This is a genomic window from Aliidongia dinghuensis (assembly GCF_014643535.1).
In the GTDB taxonomy this organism is placed as follows: domain Bacteria; phylum Pseudomonadota; class Alphaproteobacteria; order ATCC43930; family CGMCC-115725; genus Aliidongia; species Aliidongia dinghuensis.
This window is the reverse complement of record NZ_BMJQ01000009.1, coordinates 72,733-87,814: the sequence shown is the minus strand read 5'-3', so window position 1 is coordinate 87,814 and position 15,082 is coordinate 72,733. Positions and strand designations below refer to the sequence as shown.

The window sequence follows — 15,082 nt, the reverse complement described above, 5'->3', positions numbered from 1 at the left end:
TCGCCGCCGCTGGGACGCCCGCCGCTGGGACGCCCGCCGCTGGGACGCCCGCGTCAGGCGACGCTCGGCACGGCCTGCAGTTGCAGCCGGCGGCGGAGCAGGCCGGTCGCGCGGCGCTCGATCAACCGCCAGCTCGCATGCGACAGGGCGAGCGCCAGCGGCAGGGCGATGACGAACAGCAACGCGAGCTGCAGCAGCGGCGGCAGGCCCGAGGCGAACGCGCGCACGATCTTCTTGCCGGCGAAATAGGCGAACGGGTGCCAGAGGTAGAAGCTGTAGCTGATGTTGCCCAGGTACTGCATCGGCCGCCGGGCAAGGAAGCGGGCGACGCCGCCCGTGCCATGGACGAGTGCCGCGAAGACGGCGATGCCGAGAAAGAAGCCCAGCCCATAGCCGAGCCGCATCCCCGCCGGCGCCGCCTCGATCGACGCCTGGAGCAGCAGGAACAGGAGCGGCAGCAGCAGGGCCGGGGCGAGCCACCGGCTGCGCCCGAGCGCCACCGCGCGTTCGCCGAGGAGATAGACGACGGCGCCGCCGCCGAAGAACACGGCGCGCGGATAGAAGAAGCAGATGCCGGCCGTGGCGAGCGCCACCACGATGAGCTGCGGCTGCCGCGGCAGTTGCCGGCCGAGCACGGCCGCGATGACGGCGAAGCCGTAGAAGGCGGCCTCGTAGCTCAAGGACCAGGCGTTGGTCTGCACCAGCGGCAGGTCGAAGACGCCGGGCAGCAGCAGGATGTTCGTCGCGAACAGCCGGGACCATTCAGCCGCGTCGACCCCGTCCAAGAGCTTGTAGTGCAGCGCCGGGCCGAGGGCGAACAGCACGAGGTGGGTGGCGAGGAACACCGGATAGATGCGCAGCACGCGGTTCAAGAGGAAATGGCCGGCCGACGGCGCGCGCAGCAGGCTGGCCGTGATCAGGAAGCCGCTGATCATGAAGAAGATCTCGACCGCGCACTGCAGGGAGTTGAACAGGAAGTCCCAGGTCGCCGCGTGCGGCAGCGCATCGCCCCACCAGCCTTCGAGGCGCGGCCCCGCCCAGACGTGGCGCACGAACACGAGAAAGGCGCAGAGTCCGCGCAGGCCGTTCAGATTCCTGTTGTAGGCGGTCGCGGACAAGAGGGCGGGCGCTCCGACTGTCGAGAATGGGGCGGGCGAGAATTGGCCGAAAGAGGCCCCAGCTTCGCCCGCCCTGTCAATCAGTCCCGCCGACGCGGGGAGCCTCGTCCGGTAGGCCTTGTGTTACAGGATTGTGGAAGTTCGCTTGAGTCGGGCAGTGCTTGTGGCAGTGTGCGCGCCCTTCGTTTCGTCCGAGGAGCCGTCAGATCCTTTCCATGCCCGCCCTTTTCGCCCCTGCGACCGCGCGCCGCTCCAGAGCCGAGGCGCGACTGTGAGCGGCATCGGCGGATTTTTCGCGCGCGAGGGGGCTGCGGTCGACGCGGACGCGATGAGTCGCCTCGTCCTGGCGCTCGCCGGACGTGCGGCGGGCCCGGAGGATTTGTACGGCCACGGTGCCGTGATGCTGGTCCATCGCGGACCGGCTGGTGGGGGGGCGAGCCGGCAGCCTTATCGCGAGCCGCGCGGCATCGCTCCGGTGGGCATCGCTCCGGTGGGCGCCGCTCTCGTAGGCGCCGCTCTCGTTGGCGATGGCGCGCTCGATCCGGCGCCGCTCCAGCTCTATCGCGCCTATGGCATCGAATTCGCCCATCATCTGCAGGGCGGAACGGCGCTGGCGCTGCATGATCCCGAGGCCGGCCGGCTGTTCCTGGCGCGCGATGGGTTCGGCATCAAGCCGCTCTATTACGCCGAGACCGCCGGCGGCCTGCTGTTCGCCTCGACCATCGCGGCGCTGAAGGCGACCGGCCTCGTGCCGGCGACGCTGGCGGCGCCGGCACGCGACGAACTCCTGCAACTGCAGTTCACGACCGGGCGGGCGACGCCGTTCGCCGGCATCTCGCGCGTCTTGCCGGGCGAGACCCTGATCGTCGAACGAGGACGGGTGGTCGACCGCCGGCTCTATCGGCCGCTGCCGGCCGCGGCGCCGTTGCCGGTGTCGATCGACGCGGCGCTCGGCACGCTCGACGAGCTACTTGGACGGGCGATCGCGCCGCATTGCCGGGCCGAGGGGCCGATCGGCCTGTTCCTGTCGGGTGGCATCGATTCAACGGTGCTGCTGGCACTGATGGCGGCTCGGGGGCCGGCGCCGGTCCAGGCGCTCAGCCTCGATATTTCGCGCGCCGAAGGCCCAGGCGAGATCGCGCTTGCGCGCGCCGTCGCGGCCGAGGCCGGAGCTACTCTGACGGAAGTGCCGTTTCGCGAGGCGGACTTCTGGCACCTGCTGCCCGAGGTCGCCGCCGCGGTCGACGATCCGATGGCCGACGTGGCGCTCGTGCCGCATTGGAAGCTGGCGCGCGCCGCTGCCGAGGCCGGGTTCCGCACCATCCTCGCAGGCGAGGGCGGCGATGAGCTGTTCGGCGGCTACGGCCGCTATCGCAGCCTGCTCAGACCCTGGTGGGCCGGCGGTCGATTGCCGCGGGCCCGCGGCGTGCTCGACGGCCTGGCGCTACTGCGAGAGCCGCTCGCCGGCTGGCGCGACGGGCTCGACGCCACCGAACGGGCGCAGGCGCTCGGTTCTCGCACCCGCTTACAGCAGGCGCAGGCGGCGGATTGCCAGGAGTGGCTGCCCAACGGCCCGCTCGCCCGGTTCGACCGCGCGCTTGCGGCCCAGGGCCTCGACGGGCGCCTGCCGCTGCTTGATCGCCGCCTGGCGCTGTTCGCCTTCGGCCTGCCGGACGGGCTCAAGATCCGGGACGGCATGGGCAAGTGGCTGCTGCGCCGCTGGCTCGACCAGCGGATGCCGGCGGCGGGCGCGCTCGTCCGGCGTCGGCGTGGCGCGCCGCCGATCGCCGACTGGCTCCGCCGGCGCGGCGTCATGCTGGGGCCGCTCGTCGCCCGCCAGGAACCGATCCGCGCGCTCTGCCCACCCGAGGCGGTCGAGCGCCTGTTCGCGGGGATAGAGAACAAGCGGCAGGCCTTTGCCGCCTGGAGCCTGCTGTTCTACGCGCTCTGGCATCGCGCTCATGTGGCACGCCTGCCGCCCGAGCGCGACGTGTTCCAGACGCTGTCGAGCCACGGCTGAGCAATGCTGGAACGAGTCAAGGGCTCACTTTCGCCAAGCAAAAGAAGGCGAGGCGAAGTGGGAAAAGCGCGGCTAATTTGCCGAAAATTTTTGAAATTAGGTAAGGCTTCGAGAGCCTTGCAGCCCCGAGCGATCAGCAGGGGCGCCGGTGCGGCGGCATGGTCCGCCGAATGGTTATGGCCCGAGGAAAGCGACCCGGGTGTGCGGGATCAGATGAACTGCACCGCGAGATAGACGACGCCCGCAACAACCGCCCAGGACAGGCTGGCGAGGCCGACGAGCAGGCTGCGCCGCACCCAGCGCGGATATTTTTCTTCCCCGTCCCGAACGACGTCGGCGCGGGCGCCAAAATGTTCAATGGTATGTTCTACGGTCATCCTGGCTGTGATCACGACACAGTGCTCCTCAGGCTCGAAGGTCTACGAGCCAGATCATGACCGGTGAAAGTTAAGGAGTGGTAGTTAACCCGAACCCCTCATCGGCGGTTGTCGAAGAGGTGCCCCCGCGCCGAGAGTGGGGACCCAACGGCGGGCGCCGCGGGGGGTGGGGCTCAGCGGCTGCTGACGGCCGGCAGCGCGTCGAGCGCCGGTTCGGACAGGTCCATCATGGGATTTTCGTCGATCAGCTTCTTGTCGAGCCGGACGAAGATCGTGCCGCTGTCGTCGGCGATGAGCGTCAGCGCCCCGTCGGCGGCCGCGATGCGCAGCATCTGCCGCTCCGGGCGATAGAAGCGCAGGATCACACTGTCGGCAGTTTGCGAGAACAGCCACAGCATGCCGGCGAAGCGCTTGGTCATGGCGTTGGCCTGGCGCACGCCCTCGGCGAATTCGCTATAGGCGTAGTGCGTCGTCTGCGGCAGCAGGATGCGCACGCCCACCTGCAGCGAGAGCGTGCCCTTCGGTTGGTTGGTGATGACGGGCGGGTTCTCGTCCTTGAGCCGGTCGTCGACCGGCAGGACGAAGCTGTTGTCGTCGGCGACCGGGATCTCGATCGGGCCGCTCTTCGCCTGGATCGTCATGGTGAGCGGCCGGGCGACCAGATTGTCGCCGTCCGGGCGCAGGCGCTGGAGCAGCGCCAGCCGGCTGCGCTTTTCCGGCGGCGCGTCGAGGAAGGTCGTCACACTCTCGAGCAGGCTCCGGTATGGCAGCGAGGCGAAACTGTCGCTGGCATGGGCCGGACGCGAGAAAACGCTCGCGGCGAGCACTGCCGCGAGACCCAGGCCAAACTCACGACGGCCAAACTCACGACGGCCAAATTGACGGCGGTCGAGCCGCCGTGTCGTATCCAAAGGCACCAAGATCGGGGTCGAGCTCAGAGCGTGGCCATCCGCCAATGGACGGTCTCGCCGGCGCGGAACGGCCTCAAGCCACCCACCATCTCGCCGACGCTCTCGGGGATGGCCGTCTCGGCGCGCTCCAGCGTGACGGTGCCTTCGTTGACCGGCAGGCCGTAGAAGCGCGGGCCGTTCAGGCTCGCGAAGCTCTCGAACCGGTCGAGTGCCCCCAATTCGTCGAAGATGCTGGCGTAGATCTCGAGCGCCGAGGGTGCGCAGAACACGCCGGCGGCGCAGCATTCCGCCTCCTTGGCGTGGCGCGGATGAGGCGCCGTGTCGGTGCCGAGAAAGAAGCGGTCGCTGACGGACGCAACGGCGAGGCGCAACGCCTGGCGATGGCTCTCGCGCTTGGCGACCGGCAGGCAATAGGCATGAGGGCGCAAGCCGCCTTGGAAGATTGCGTTCCGGTTGATCAGCAGGTGGTGCGGCGTCACGGTGGCCGCGATGCCGGGCTCGGCATCCATGACATAGGCTGCGGCCTCGGCCGTGGTGATGTGCTCGAGCACGATCTTGAGGCCGGGCACCCGGGCGCGCAGGGGGATCAGCACGGTGTCGACGAACACGGCCTCGCGGTCGAAGATATCGACCTCGGCATCGGTCACCTCGCCGTGGATCAGCAGCGGCATGCCGATTTTCGCCATGCGCTCGAACACGGGGGTAAGTTTGGTCACGTCGGTGACGCCGAAGGCGGAATTGGTCGTGGCCTTGGCGGGGTAGAGCTTGGCCGCGGTGAAGATGCCGCGGGCGAAGCCATCGGCCAGCTGGTCCGGGTCCGTCGTGTCGGTCAGGTAGCAGGTCATGAGCGGCGTGAAATCATGGCCCTTCGGCAGTGCCGCCAGGATGCGCGTGCGATAGGCCGCCGCCGCCTCGGCCGTTGTCACAGGCGGCACCAGGTTCGGCATGATGATCGCACGCGCGAACTGACGCGCGGTATAGCCGACCACGGCCTCCAGCATCGCGCCGTCGCGCAGATGGACATGCCAATCATCGGGGCGGCGGATCGTCAGGCGGTCGATCCTGGGGCGGGCGGGGGCAGTCATCGAACGAGCCTCGGTTAACATGGTCTGCAACTTCGTCGCTCGGGCGCCCATCGTCAATATCGGGACGCTCGCAACCGTTATTCGGTCGCGGGCTGCGCCTTTCGGCACACAGGTGTTGCTGCTACGGTTCGGCCAGAAGACTCGATCGACAAGAACTCATCCGGGAGAGAATCATGACCGCCTGCATCGTCGGCTGGGCCCATAGCCGCTTCGGCAAGCTCGAGGGCGAGAGCCTGGAAAGCCTCATCGTCCGGACCGCCGCCGACGCCATCGCCGACGCGGGCCTGGCACCGGCCGACATCGACGCGATCTATGTCGGCACCATGAATGCCGGCTTCCTGCGCCAGGAATTCCCGTCCTCCCTCGTGCTCAACCTCGACCCGGCGCTCCGCTTCAAGCCGGCGACGCGAGTCGAGAACGCCTGTGCCACCGGCTCCGCTGCGATCCACCAGGCGCTGAACGCGATCGAGGCCAAGAAGGCGAAGCGGGTGCTCGTCGTCGGCGTCGAGAAGATGACGGAGGTCTCTGGCCCCGAGGTCGGCGAGATCCTGATCAAGGCCAGCTACATTCCCGAGGAGGGTGACATCCCGGGCGGCTTCGCCGGCGTGTTCGCGCGCATCACCGAGCTCTATTTCCAGCGCTACGGCGACCAGTCGGACGCGCTCGCCCGCATCGCCGCCAAGAACCACAGGAACGGCGCCGCCAATCCGCTGGCCCATGTGCAGAAGGATCTGGGCTACGACTTCTGCCGCACCGTGTCGGACAAGAATCCCTATGTCGCAGGCATGCTGCGCCGGACCGACTGCTCGCTCGTCTCGGACGGTGCCGCGGCAGCGGTCTTGAGCGACGTCGACACGGCGCTGGCGCTCGACAAGGCGATCGTGTTCCGCGCCGCGGTGCAGGTGAACGACTATCTGCCGATGTCGAAGCGCGACATCGTCGCGTTCGAGGGGCCGCGCCTCGCCTGGGCCAAGGCGTTCGCGGACGCCAAGGTCGGGCTTGACGATCTCGACCTGGTCGAGACGCACGACTGCTTCACCACGGCCGAGCTCATCGAGTATGAGGCCATGGGGCTGACGGCCCCCGGCGAGGGTGCCCGCGCCATCGCCGAGGGCTGGACCGAGAAGGACGGGCGGCTGCCGGTCAATCCGTCGGGCGGCCTCAAAGCCAAGGGCCATCCGATCGGCGCTACCGGCGTCTCGATGCATGTGCTGGCGGCGATGCAGCTCACCGGCACGGCCGGCGGCATCCAGGTGAAGGACGCGAAGCTCGCCGGCCTGTTCAACATGGGCGGTGCCGCGGTCGCGAACTTCGTCAGCATCCTCGAACCGCTGCGCTGAACCGGGGGAGGCCATGACGAGCTTCAAGGCGACGAGCTTCAAGGCCCTGGTCCTGACCGAACAGGACCGCAAGGTTTCCTCGTCCATCGAAACGCTGGATACGGACCGGCTGCCCGAAGGCGAGGTGCTGGTCCGCGTCAGCCATTCGACGCTGAACTACAAGGACGGCATGGTCCTGAACGGCCTCGGCCGCCTGGTGCGCAGCTACCCGCACGTGCCGGGCGTCGATTTCGCGGGCGTGGTCGAGCACTCCTCGAGCCCGCAATGGCGGGCCGGCGACCCGGTCGTGCTGACCGGCTGGCGGGTCGGTGAGCAGCACTGGGGCGGCTATGCCCAATATGCCCGGGTCAAGGCCGACTGGCTCGTGCGCCTGCCCGACGGCATGACGGCGGAGCGCGCGATGGCGATCGGCACCGCCGGCTTCACCTCGATGCTGGCGGTCATGGCGCTCGAGCGGCACGGGCTCGCCCCCGGCGCCGGCGAGGTGCTGGTGACCGGGGCTGCCGGCGGCGTCGGCAGCGTCGCCGTGGCGCTGCTCGCCCGGCTTGGCCATCGCGTGATCGCGTCGACCGGCCGGCCGGAAACGCATGAATACCTCGCCGGCCTCGGTGCCGCCGGCTTCATCGACCGGGCGGAGCTGGCCCAGCCAGTGACGAAGCCGCTGCAGGCCGAGCGCTGGGCCGGTGCCGTCGACTCGGTCGGCTCGACCACGCTCGCGACGCTCCTGACCCAGCTGCGCTACCGGGCCTCGGTCGCCGCCTGCGGCCTCGCCGGTGGCAACGATCTGCCGGGAACCGTCATTCCGTTCCTGCTGCGCGGCGTCAATCTGCTCGGCATCGATTCGGTGCTGGCGCCGCTGCCGGAGCGGCAGACCGCGTGGAGCCGGCTCGCCCGCGAGCTCGACCCGGCGCTGATCGACGGCATGATCGAGCGCATCCCGCTCGCGAGCTTGCCGGACTACGCGAACCGCATCCTCAAAGGCCAGGTGCGCGGCCGCGTGGTGGTCGACGTCAACGGGTGAGCAACGGCCAATCGAAAAGGCGCAGCACTATGGCGGAACATCCGTTGCGGCAGCCTATGCGAGAATGGCTGCCTGAATTTGATTTCGGCGTGCTGCACCATGGATTTGCACAGCATGGCCGCGACTATGTTCTAATTCTTCAGGCGATGGGTATTTATGAACTCACGCTTACCCACGTGGTTGAGCATCGTTACCAGACGGCGGTGCGTGATGATCTCTGGTCGGTTTCCTGGGACGATTCTTTCACCGACGGCGATGCATGGCAGGCCGCGGGTATGCCCGACGGCTTCGTATGGGGTGCTAACTCGTTTGCCTATCCAGGGATTGAGGCGCCCGACAATGATCCTTTAGCCGTGCAATGGTCCGCGCGCCTGGGTAAGCCAATGTTCGCGATGACGCTCGAAACCGGGTGCTTCAGGATGTCCATCATCTTCCATAGCGCCCGCGTCAGAAAGCTCTCGGACGACGCTTCTGCTATTAGAGCGGTGTTAAATCCTCTGCCGGCGGAACGCATTTAGACTTGCGGCCGCACCAGCTCAGGCCGTTCAGCCGCCTCGGATCGCCTCGCGATAGACGATATAGAGCCCGCTGGCGATGACGAGGGCGGCACCGACGAACACCGGCGCGGTCGGCACGTCGCCCCAGATCATATAGCCGAGGGCCGTCGCGAGCAGCATGTTGGCATAGTCGAACGGCGCCACCACGACCGGCGGTGCCAGCGCAAAGGCGCGGGTGAAGGCGATCTGGCCGGCGCCGCCGAGCAGGCCCGCCGCCGCCAGCAGCAGCCAGTCCTCAAACGCCGGCATCACCCAGCAGAACGGCAGCATCACGCCGGCGCCCAGCACGGCGAAGCAGGTGAAGGAGGCGACGGTTGCCGCGCTGCCGTCGGTCGTCGAGAGCCGGCGGATCACGATGATCGAGAGCGCGTAGGTGAGCGTGGCGATGAGCGCTATGCCGGCGGCGAGGTCGAACACGCCGGCGCCAGGCCGGACCATGACCATCACGCCGGCGAAGCCGGCGAGCACGGCCGACCAGCGCCGCCAGCCGACCTGTTCGCCCAGGAGCGGTACCGACAGCGCGGTGATGAAGATCGGTGCGGCGAAGCCGATCGCCACCACATCGGCGAGCGGCATCAGCGCGAAGGCCTGGAAGAAGCAGAAGAGCGAGATGAAACCGGTAATCGCGCGCACCAGCTGCAGCCCGGGCTGGCGCGTGCGGAGCGCCGGCCAGCCGCCGTTGCGCATGACCAGCCAGGTGAGCGGGATGAGGGCGAACAGGCTGCGGAAGAACACGACCTCGATGACCGGATAGCGCCCGGCCTCGAGCTTGATGAGCGCGTCCATCAGGCCGTAGAGCAGCACCGCCAGCAGCATGGAGGCGATGCCGGCGCCGTTCTGGTGGGCGCTGGCGGGGCGGGGCAGGGCGACGGACATGGGGCGGGACTCTGGCGGTCGTTGCCCGTCATCCTAGAGGAAGGGCACCTGGCGGCAAAGGGGGCGAGTGGAAGTCAAAAAATCTGAGATTGCGTGTCGGGCTGGCTAAGCCTCGTTCGTCCTCAGGAGGTGGATCGCGCAGATATTGCCGCCCGCGAGCGTCGATCACCCGCGCCGCTCGATTGAACTCTTGCTTCAGCCCGCAATCCGCGGAGGAAAGGAAACCGCATGACCACGAACGACACCTACCTCGCCATCTTCCTCGGCAGCAAAGCCAGCCCACGCTGGAAGGCGTGGACGGCCCTTCCCGAAGCCGAGCGGCGCGCCAAGGAGCAGGAGGGCATGGCCGCCTGGAAAGCCTGGGCGGAGAAGCACCACGCGGTGATTTCCGCCATGGGCGGGCCGCTCGGCAAGACGAAGAAGATCACCGAACACGGCATCGCGGACGTGAGCAACGAGATGGGCGCCTTCGTGGTCGTGAGGGCGGAGTCGCACGAGGCGGCTGCCCGGCTGTTCGAGAAGCATCCTCACTTCACGATCTTCCCGGGCGAGTCCGTGGAGATCATGCCGGTTCTGCCGATACCAGGCGCCTGACTGGCGGCAACATCCGTTTCCTCGGTTCAAAAGGAGAAACGAGCATGCCCAACACCGTACGCCTGCACCGCGTGCTGGCGACCAGCCCAGAGAAAGTCTATCGCGCGTTCCTCGAGGCGGACGCGCTCGCGAAATGGCTCCCGCCCAACGGGTTTGCCTGCACCGTGCATCATCTGGAACCGAAAGTCGGCGGTACGTTCAAAATGTCCTTCCGGAACTTCACGACGGGCAAAAGCCACGCGTTTGGCGGCGAATATGTCGAGCTCGTTCCGGGCGAGCGGCTGCGCTACACCGACAAATTCGACGATCCCAACCTGTCCGGCGACATTGAGGTGACGGTGACGCTGAAAAAGGTATCGGTCGGCACCGAGCTCGATATCGTGCAGGCCGGCATCCCGGACGTCATTCCGCCCGAGGCCTGCTATCTCGGCTGGCAGGAGTCACTGCGAAACCTGGCAAGGCTCGTCGAGCCCGAGATCAATCAATAGCGCAACTTGGAGGGCGCTGACAGCTTAACCGGAACGCGCGCGATCCGGTGTTGGCACCTTCAACTCTCCGTCATCCCCGCGCAGGTGTCGTGTCCCGGGGGGATTGGTGCGGCCATGACAGCGTGCTGATCGGCGTTCCCCGGCGGGAAACTCAGTCGGCGGCGGATCCGCCGGCGCGGGCCGTCGAATGCGTTTCCTGCCGGGAGTCGGGGGGCACCCATTTGTCGACCATGGCAAGCAGTTGCTCGCGATCGATCGGCTTTGCGAGATGGTCGTCCATGCCGGAGGCGCGGCACAGGCGGATCTGCTCGTCCATGGCGTTGGCCGTCAGCGCGATGATCGGGACCCGCGCGCACGCGCCGTCGAGCGCACGGATCGCGCGGGTGGCCGCCATGCCGTCCATCTCGGGCATCTCGACGTCCATCAGTACGAGGTCGAACGCGCCGGCGGCGAGTGTCCGGACCGCCTCGGTGCCGTTCGCCGCAAGGGCGACCTCATGTCCGGCGGCGGTCAGCGTCGCTTCCACGACCAGCTGATTGATCGGGATATCCTCGGCGACCAGGATCCGCAGCGGTCGGGCGGCGGCGCCGGCGCTGGGCGACAAGATCGAGGGCGTCGGCGAGGCGGCCGCGCGTACCGGCAGCATGAACCAGAAGACGCTGCCATGTCCCTCGTCGTTGCTGGTGAAGCCGATCTCGCCGCCCATGCCTTCGACCAGCCGCTTGGAAATGGCGAGGCCGAGGCCGGTGCCGCCGAAGCGCCGATGGATCGAGCGGTCGACTTGGGAAAAATTCTCGAACAGAAGATGGCGCCGATCCGTCGGCACGCCGATGCCCGTGTCGGTCACAGTGAAATGAACGGCGAGGCTGGCTTCTGCCGGCCGCATGGCGACGGAGAGCCGCACCAGGCCGCGCTCCGTGAATTTGACGGCGTTGCTCAGGAGGTTGAGCAGCACTTGGCGCAGGCGGATCGGATCGCCGAGCGTCCAGGGCGGCAGATCGTCCGCGAGCTCCAGCTCGAGCGTCAGGCCCTTCGCCTCGCCCTGGGGCCTGACGATCGCCATGGCGGCTTCGGCGACGCCGCCCAAGCTCATCGACACGCTTGCGAGCTCGACCTTGCCGCTCTCGATCTTCGACAGGTCGAGAATGTCGTTCAGGATCGCCAGCAGTGACTTGCCGGAATCCTTGAGCAGGTTCGCGTGCCGGCGCTGCGTCTCGGTGAGTTCCGAGCCGAGCAGCAGGTCGGCGAGCCCGATGACACCGTTCAACGGCGTGCGGATCTCGTGGCTCATGTTCGCGAGGAACTCCGACTTCGCCCGGCTCGCATCCTCGGCGCGGCTCTTCTCCTCGAGCAGGCGGGCCTCGCTCGCCCGCAGAGCTGCTTCCGCGCGGTTGCGCTCGGTGACGTCGACCATGACCGCGAGCGAACGCACGATCCGCCCGCTCTGATCCCGCTCGCCGACGCCGGACAGCAGCACGTCGATCAGGCTGCCGTCCTTGCGGATCAGCTGATAGGGGATGTCCATGCAGACGCCGGTGCGAAAGAACTCGGGCAGCACGACCTCGCGCGCATACCGGCGGGATTCTTCGGTCAGGAACTCGGTCGAGCGGCGGCCGATAACCTCTTCGCGGCTGTATCCCAGCGTCGAGAGCCAGTGATCGCTGACGCTGAGCAGCCGCCCGTCAGTATCGATCGAATGCATCAGGGCGGGTGTGCGGACATAGAGCCCCTTGTAGTCCTCCTTGCTGCGGGCGAGCGCCGCCTGGATCTGGCGGGATTGCTCGGTCGCGGCCAGCAGCTCTTCGTTGGCGCGCGCCAGCTGATCGGTCCGCTGCTCGACGCGCTGCTCCAGGGTCCTGTGGGCCTCCCTGAGCGCGGCAACGGCCCGGGTGCGCTCTCGGAGTGCCGCGCTCAGCAGCGCGGTGGTGACGGCGACCACCGCGACGAAGCTCTGCAGGTCGAGGAGCGCATCATTCTGCGGCTCGTCCGCGAACGGGCCTCGGCCATAGACCGTGGCGGTCACCGCGATCACGGAGATGATGGCGACGCCGAGGCTGCCGGCTCCATTGCCGAACCGAACCTCGATCCACAACAGGAGCGGGATGAACGCATAGGCGAGCGCCTTGCTGGCGGTCGCCCCGAGCCAGGCGTCGAAGACCATGGCGGCGAGGCTCGCGACCAGCAGGGCCGGCAGGATCTCCAGTGCCGGCCGCCAGGCGGCGGGGCGCTGAATGCCGCCCGCCCAGATGACGATGGCCGGCGCCAGGATCAGCATGCCGGTGACGTCGCCCAACCACCAGGTGAGCCAGACGGTTCGGACGACCGGAGCAGGCAGGTAGGAGCCCGCGAAGAGAGTCGAGACGCCGATGGTGCTGCTGACGAGGCAGCCGACGAGCGCGGAGAGCACGAAGAGGAGCACGCCGCGCACGCTGCCGCCGAAATCGCCGCCCGGGACCAGGCGGCGGATCATCAGATGCGCCACCGCCGCTTCCAGCATGTTGCCGACGCCGATCGCGCCGCTGACGGCGATCTCAAGGGGATGGGCCGAGAAATGCCGGACGAGATCATCCGCGTCGACGAGTGACCCGGCCCCGGCCTTGACGAAGAAATCGGCCATGTTGGCAAGGAAGGCGCCGACGAACACCGGCCCGGCGGCCCGGGTGCCGAGCCGCAGGAAACTTGCGAGGGCCACGCCGGACGGCGGCCACACCGGGGTCGCCTGGGACGATTGGAACTGCAGCTGCAAGCCCGCACGGGCCGCCAGATAATAGGCAACCGCAACCAGCACCAGACTGCCCGCGAAGCGAACGCTGTGTGGTGTATGTCGTCGATCGCCCGGGCTGCTGATCATGCCTGTACCTGCCTTCCCCGAAAAGAATCGCACGCAATAGGCTAATCGAGCGTTGAATTTCGTCCCCGAAGGCCCCGGCAAGATGACGCGTTGCATGCGCGGGGCGCACCGGGATGGCGGCGACCCGAAAGGAAAGGCCGATCGCAGCCGCGCCTAGGCTAGCCTACCACCATCGGGTTTTGAACGTGCGAGCGCGCGGGCATGGGCTTGCAAGCCCGCGCTGTGCTATTGATCGCGTTCAACTTCCGGGCGTCAAGCACATGCGCAGTCTCGCGAAATCAATCCTGCCGCTGACCCTCCTCGCCGCTTGCACGGATTTGACGCCGGTCGCCAATTTCGCGAAGAGCGGTGCCGAGATTGCAGGCGGCACGGACGTGTTCGACGGCTATGTCGCGGCGGAGGCGAACGCAGTGCGCCTCGCCGTGCCGCCGAGCGATCGTCCAAGCCCGACCGATCTCCAGCTCCGGCAGGCGGCCGAAGTGCGCTACGCGAAGGCCGCGGGCCTTGCGGCCGGCGACGCCGCGGGTCTCAAGGTCCTGTCGCTCTATCTGACCGTGCTCGGCAATCTCGCGTCGGGTACGCTGATCGACGTCAAGGACGCGGCCGGGTCCATCGGCACGCCGGGTGCGGTCCCCGGCGCGGGTACGGCCCCGGCCGGCAGCCTGCTGCAGTTCCTCGTGTCGGCGCCGCTCGACGCCTGGCGCAACCGCGAGGTCGGCGACCTGATCCGCGGCGCCAATCCGGACGTGATGGTGCTCTGCACCGACCTCGCTACCGCGGCGCGCGCGGTCGCCGAGGCCTGGAAGGCCGACGGCCTGGCCGCCAAGGCCTATTACGCGCGCATCCCGGGACCGGCGAACGACATCCGCGGCAGCGTGCTCATGGCGGCGCTCGCGAACCAGGAGGCAGCGGGCTTCGCCTTGAATCAGCAGAAGGCGACGGCGCTCGCGACCGCGCTCGACAAGGTCTGCAGCGGCCAGAAGATCCTCTACGACAATGTCGACCGGCTCGATCTCGCGACGGTCTCCGCGCTGCTCGCCGGCTATCAGGCGGAAATCCAGAGCGCGTCGAAGCTCGTCTTCAAATGATGGGAGGGGAAACATGGCGGCACGGGAGCTGATCGACCTCGCCGATTGCCTGAACGGCTATGCCGGCGCCATCGACGATTTCATCGCGGCGCAGGCCAATCCCTTCGACGGCAGCTTCGTGGACCTGCGGGCGTCGCAGGGCCAGATCGCTGGCGCTGCCAACCTGGTGGCGGCCTTGGCACTCGCGGGACTGGCACCCGAGATCGCGGCGGCGACAGCGGCGCTCTCGGCCAAGGTCACGGCCGCCCAAGCGGTGCTCAAGGACATCGAGGCGATAGAGAAGAACCTGCAGCTCGCCGCCGCCGTGCTCGCGGTCGCGGCCGCAGTATCGACCGGCGATCCGTTCGGCACCGTTACGGCCGTGAACGGGCTCGTTGTCCGGATCGACGGCGCACTCTAGCGCCGGCCCTTCCGGGGCTGGCTCGCCTGCCAGGCGATACGGAGCGCGCTTTCGAGCTCCGCCTCGCTTAGCGCCGCCAACGTACCGGTGGTCCAGCCCTGGCGACCCCAGGCGTTGGGGATGGGCGAGAACGCGTCGGGTGCGGTCAGGCATTTCAATTCCTGCTCCTCCGGCGTCAATTTGAAATTGGCGCTCGCCCGGTCGGCCGACAGCGTCACATAGATGCGCGCGACCTTGAATGCCGTCCGGTCGAAATGCGGCGCCTCGGTCGTGCCAGGCAGGGCCAGCGCCAGCCGGCGCAGGTCGTCTCCCGTCGCCATGTTTCCTCCATTGTGCGCGGCCGGTTGCATATGGGG

At 68.0% G+C, this 15,082-nt stretch carries 15 protein-coding genes; 8 read left to right on the top strand and 7 right to left on the bottom strand.

From position 1 onward, the window contains the following. Positions 1 to 53: 53 nt before the first annotated feature. Positions 54 to 1,118: an acyltransferase family protein gene (locus IEY58_RS17620; RefSeq protein ID WP_189048127.1), complete on the bottom strand. Its 1,065-nt coding sequence runs from the start codon at positions 1,116 to 1,118 to the stop codon at positions 54 to 56. Between the two features lie 328 nt (positions 1,119 to 1,446). Between IEY58_RS17620 and IEY58_RS17615 the strand changes: the two genes are divergently transcribed. Beyond that, on the top strand, positions 1,447 to 3,138 hold the full coding sequence (locus tag IEY58_RS17615) for an asparagine synthetase B family protein (protein WP_189048125.1): 1,692 nt from the start codon (positions 1,447 to 1,449) through the stop codon (positions 3,136 to 3,138). A 209-nt stretch (positions 3,139 to 3,347) separates the two neighbouring features. Here IEY58_RS17615 and IEY58_RS17610 read toward each other — a convergent pair whose 3' ends face one another. From IEY58_RS17610 to pyrC, 3 genes are all read right to left on the bottom strand, one after another. Continuing rightward, a complete protein-coding gene (locus IEY58_RS17610) occupies positions 3,348 to 3,530 on the bottom strand; it encodes a hypothetical protein (protein ID WP_189048124.1) in 183 nt (60 codons plus the stop codon). 158 nt (positions 3,531 to 3,688) lie between these two features. Continuing rightward, positions 3,689 to 4,342: a DUF2987 domain-containing protein gene (locus IEY58_RS17605; protein ID WP_189048122.1), complete on the bottom strand. Its 654-nt coding sequence runs from the start codon at positions 4,340 to 4,342 to the stop codon at positions 3,689 to 3,691. A gap of 107 nt (positions 4,343 to 4,449) precedes the next feature. Continuing rightward, positions 4,450 to 5,511: a dihydroorotase gene (gene pyrC, locus IEY58_RS17600; RefSeq protein WP_189048120.1), complete on the bottom strand. Its 1,062-nt coding sequence runs from the start codon at positions 5,509 to 5,511 to the stop codon at positions 4,450 to 4,452. A gap of 173 nt (positions 5,512 to 5,684) precedes the next feature. Between pyrC and IEY58_RS17595 the strand changes: the two genes are divergently transcribed. From IEY58_RS17595 to IEY58_RS17585, 3 genes are read left to right on the top strand one after another with little or no spacing between them, the layout of a single operon-like run. Further along, the gene (locus IEY58_RS17595) at positions 5,685 to 6,851 is read left to right on the top strand and encodes an acetyl-CoA acetyltransferase (protein WP_189048118.1); all 1,167 of its coding nucleotides are present in this window, start codon (positions 5,685 to 5,687) and stop codon (positions 6,849 to 6,851) included. A 13-nt stretch (positions 6,852 to 6,864) separates the two neighbouring features. Continuing rightward, positions 6,865 to 7,872: an acrylyl-CoA reductase (NADPH) gene (gene acuI / locus IEY58_RS17590; RefSeq protein WP_189048117.1), complete on the top strand. Its 1,008-nt coding sequence runs from the start codon at positions 6,865 to 6,867 to the stop codon at positions 7,870 to 7,872. 29 nt (positions 7,873 to 7,901) lie between these two features. Then, on the top strand, positions 7,902 to 8,390 hold the full coding sequence (locus IEY58_RS17585) for a YxiG-like protein (RefSeq protein ID WP_189048115.1): 489 nt from the start codon (positions 7,902 to 7,904) through the stop codon (positions 8,388 to 8,390). Between the two features lie 27 nt (positions 8,391 to 8,417). On the opposite strand, the gene IEY58_RS17580 is transcribed toward IEY58_RS17585, so the two are convergent. Continuing rightward, positions 8,418 to 9,305, bottom strand: a complete 888-nt coding sequence (locus IEY58_RS17580; RefSeq protein ID WP_229743793.1) for a DMT family transporter — start codon at positions 9,303 to 9,305, stop codon at positions 8,418 to 8,420. Between the two features lie 228 nt (positions 9,306 to 9,533). Here IEY58_RS17580 and IEY58_RS17575 point away from each other — a divergent pair, with 228 nt between their 5' ends. After that, positions 9,534 to 9,899: a hypothetical protein gene (locus IEY58_RS17575; RefSeq protein WP_189048113.1), complete on the top strand. Its 366-nt coding sequence runs from the start codon at positions 9,534 to 9,536 to the stop codon at positions 9,897 to 9,899. Between the two features lie 44 nt (positions 9,900 to 9,943). After that, positions 9,944 to 10,387 carry an SRPBCC family protein gene (locus IEY58_RS17570; RefSeq protein ID WP_189048111.1) on the top strand — a complete coding sequence of 148 codons (444 nt, stop codon included), beginning with the start codon at positions 9,944 to 9,946 and terminating at the stop codon, positions 10,385 to 10,387. A 151-nt stretch (positions 10,388 to 10,538) separates the two neighbouring features. Here the strand turns inward: IEY58_RS17570 and IEY58_RS17565 are convergent, their stop codons facing one another. Then, entirely contained in the window at positions 10,539 to 13,238 is a 2,700-nt protein-coding gene (locus IEY58_RS17565; protein WP_189048109.1) for an MASE1 domain-containing protein, read from the bottom strand. Positions 13,239 to 13,498: 260 nt separating this feature from the next. On the opposite strand from IEY58_RS17565, the gene IEY58_RS17560 reads away from it, so the two are divergent. Together IEY58_RS17560 and IEY58_RS17555 are read left to right on the top strand one after the other, a co-directional pair. Then, entirely contained in the window at positions 13,499 to 14,326 is an 828-nt protein-coding gene (locus IEY58_RS17560; protein WP_189048107.1) for a hypothetical protein, read from the top strand. Between the two features lie 13 nt (positions 14,327 to 14,339). Further along, positions 14,340 to 14,726: a hypothetical protein gene (locus IEY58_RS17555; protein ID WP_189048105.1), complete on the top strand. Its 387-nt coding sequence runs from the start codon at positions 14,340 to 14,342 to the stop codon at positions 14,724 to 14,726. Here the strand turns inward: IEY58_RS17555 and IEY58_RS17550 are convergent. Continuing rightward, complete coding sequence (locus IEY58_RS17550; RefSeq protein ID WP_189048103.1) at positions 14,723 to 15,046, bottom strand: MmcQ/YjbR family DNA-binding protein; 324 nt, start codon at positions 15,044 to 15,046, stop codon at positions 14,723 to 14,725. The two genes, IEY58_RS17555 and IEY58_RS17550, sit on opposite strands and share 4 nt — an antisense overlap. Positions 15,047 to 15,082 lie beyond the last annotated feature (36 nt).

Coding starts and splice junctions, on each gene's coding strand:
- IEY58_RS17615 (WP_189048125.1), top strand. CDS start 1,447: ATGAGTCGCCTCGTCCTGGCGCTCGCCGGACGTGCGGCGGGCCCGGAG.
- IEY58_RS17595 (WP_189048118.1), top strand. CDS start 5,685: ATGACCGCCTGCATCGTCGGCTGGGCCCATAGCCGCTTCGGCAAGCTC.
- IEY58_RS17550 (WP_189048103.1), bottom strand. CDS start 15,046: ATGGCGACGGGAGACGACCTGCGCCGGCTGGCGCTGGCCCTGCCTGGC.
- IEY58_RS17585 (WP_189048115.1), top strand. CDS start 7,902: ATGGCGGAACATCCGTTGCGGCAGCCTATGCGAGAATGGCTGCCTGAA.
- IEY58_RS17565 (WP_189048109.1), bottom strand. CDS start 13,238: ATGATCAGCAGCCCGGGCGATCGACGACATACACCACACAGCGTTCGC.
- IEY58_RS17555 (WP_189048105.1), top strand. CDS start 14,340: ATGGCGGCACGGGAGCTGATCGACCTCGCCGATTGCCTGAACGGCTAT.
- IEY58_RS17575 (WP_189048113.1), top strand. CDS start 9,534: ATGACCACGAACGACACCTACCTCGCCATCTTCCTCGGCAGCAAAGCC.
- acuI (WP_189048117.1), top strand. CDS start 6,865: ATGACGAGCTTCAAGGCGACGAGCTTCAAGGCCCTGGTCCTGACCGAA.
- pyrC (WP_189048120.1), bottom strand. CDS start 5,511: ATGACTGCCCCCGCCCGCCCCAGGATCGACCGCCTGACGATCCGCCGC.
- IEY58_RS17560 (WP_189048107.1), top strand. CDS start 13,499: ATGCGCAGTCTCGCGAAATCAATCCTGCCGCTGACCCTCCTCGCCGCT.
- IEY58_RS17570 (WP_189048111.1), top strand. CDS start 9,944: ATGCCCAACACCGTACGCCTGCACCGCGTGCTGGCGACCAGCCCAGAG.
- IEY58_RS17580 (WP_229743793.1), bottom strand. CDS start 9,305: ATGTCCGTCGCCCTGCCCCGCCCCGCCAGCGCCCACCAGAACGGCGCC.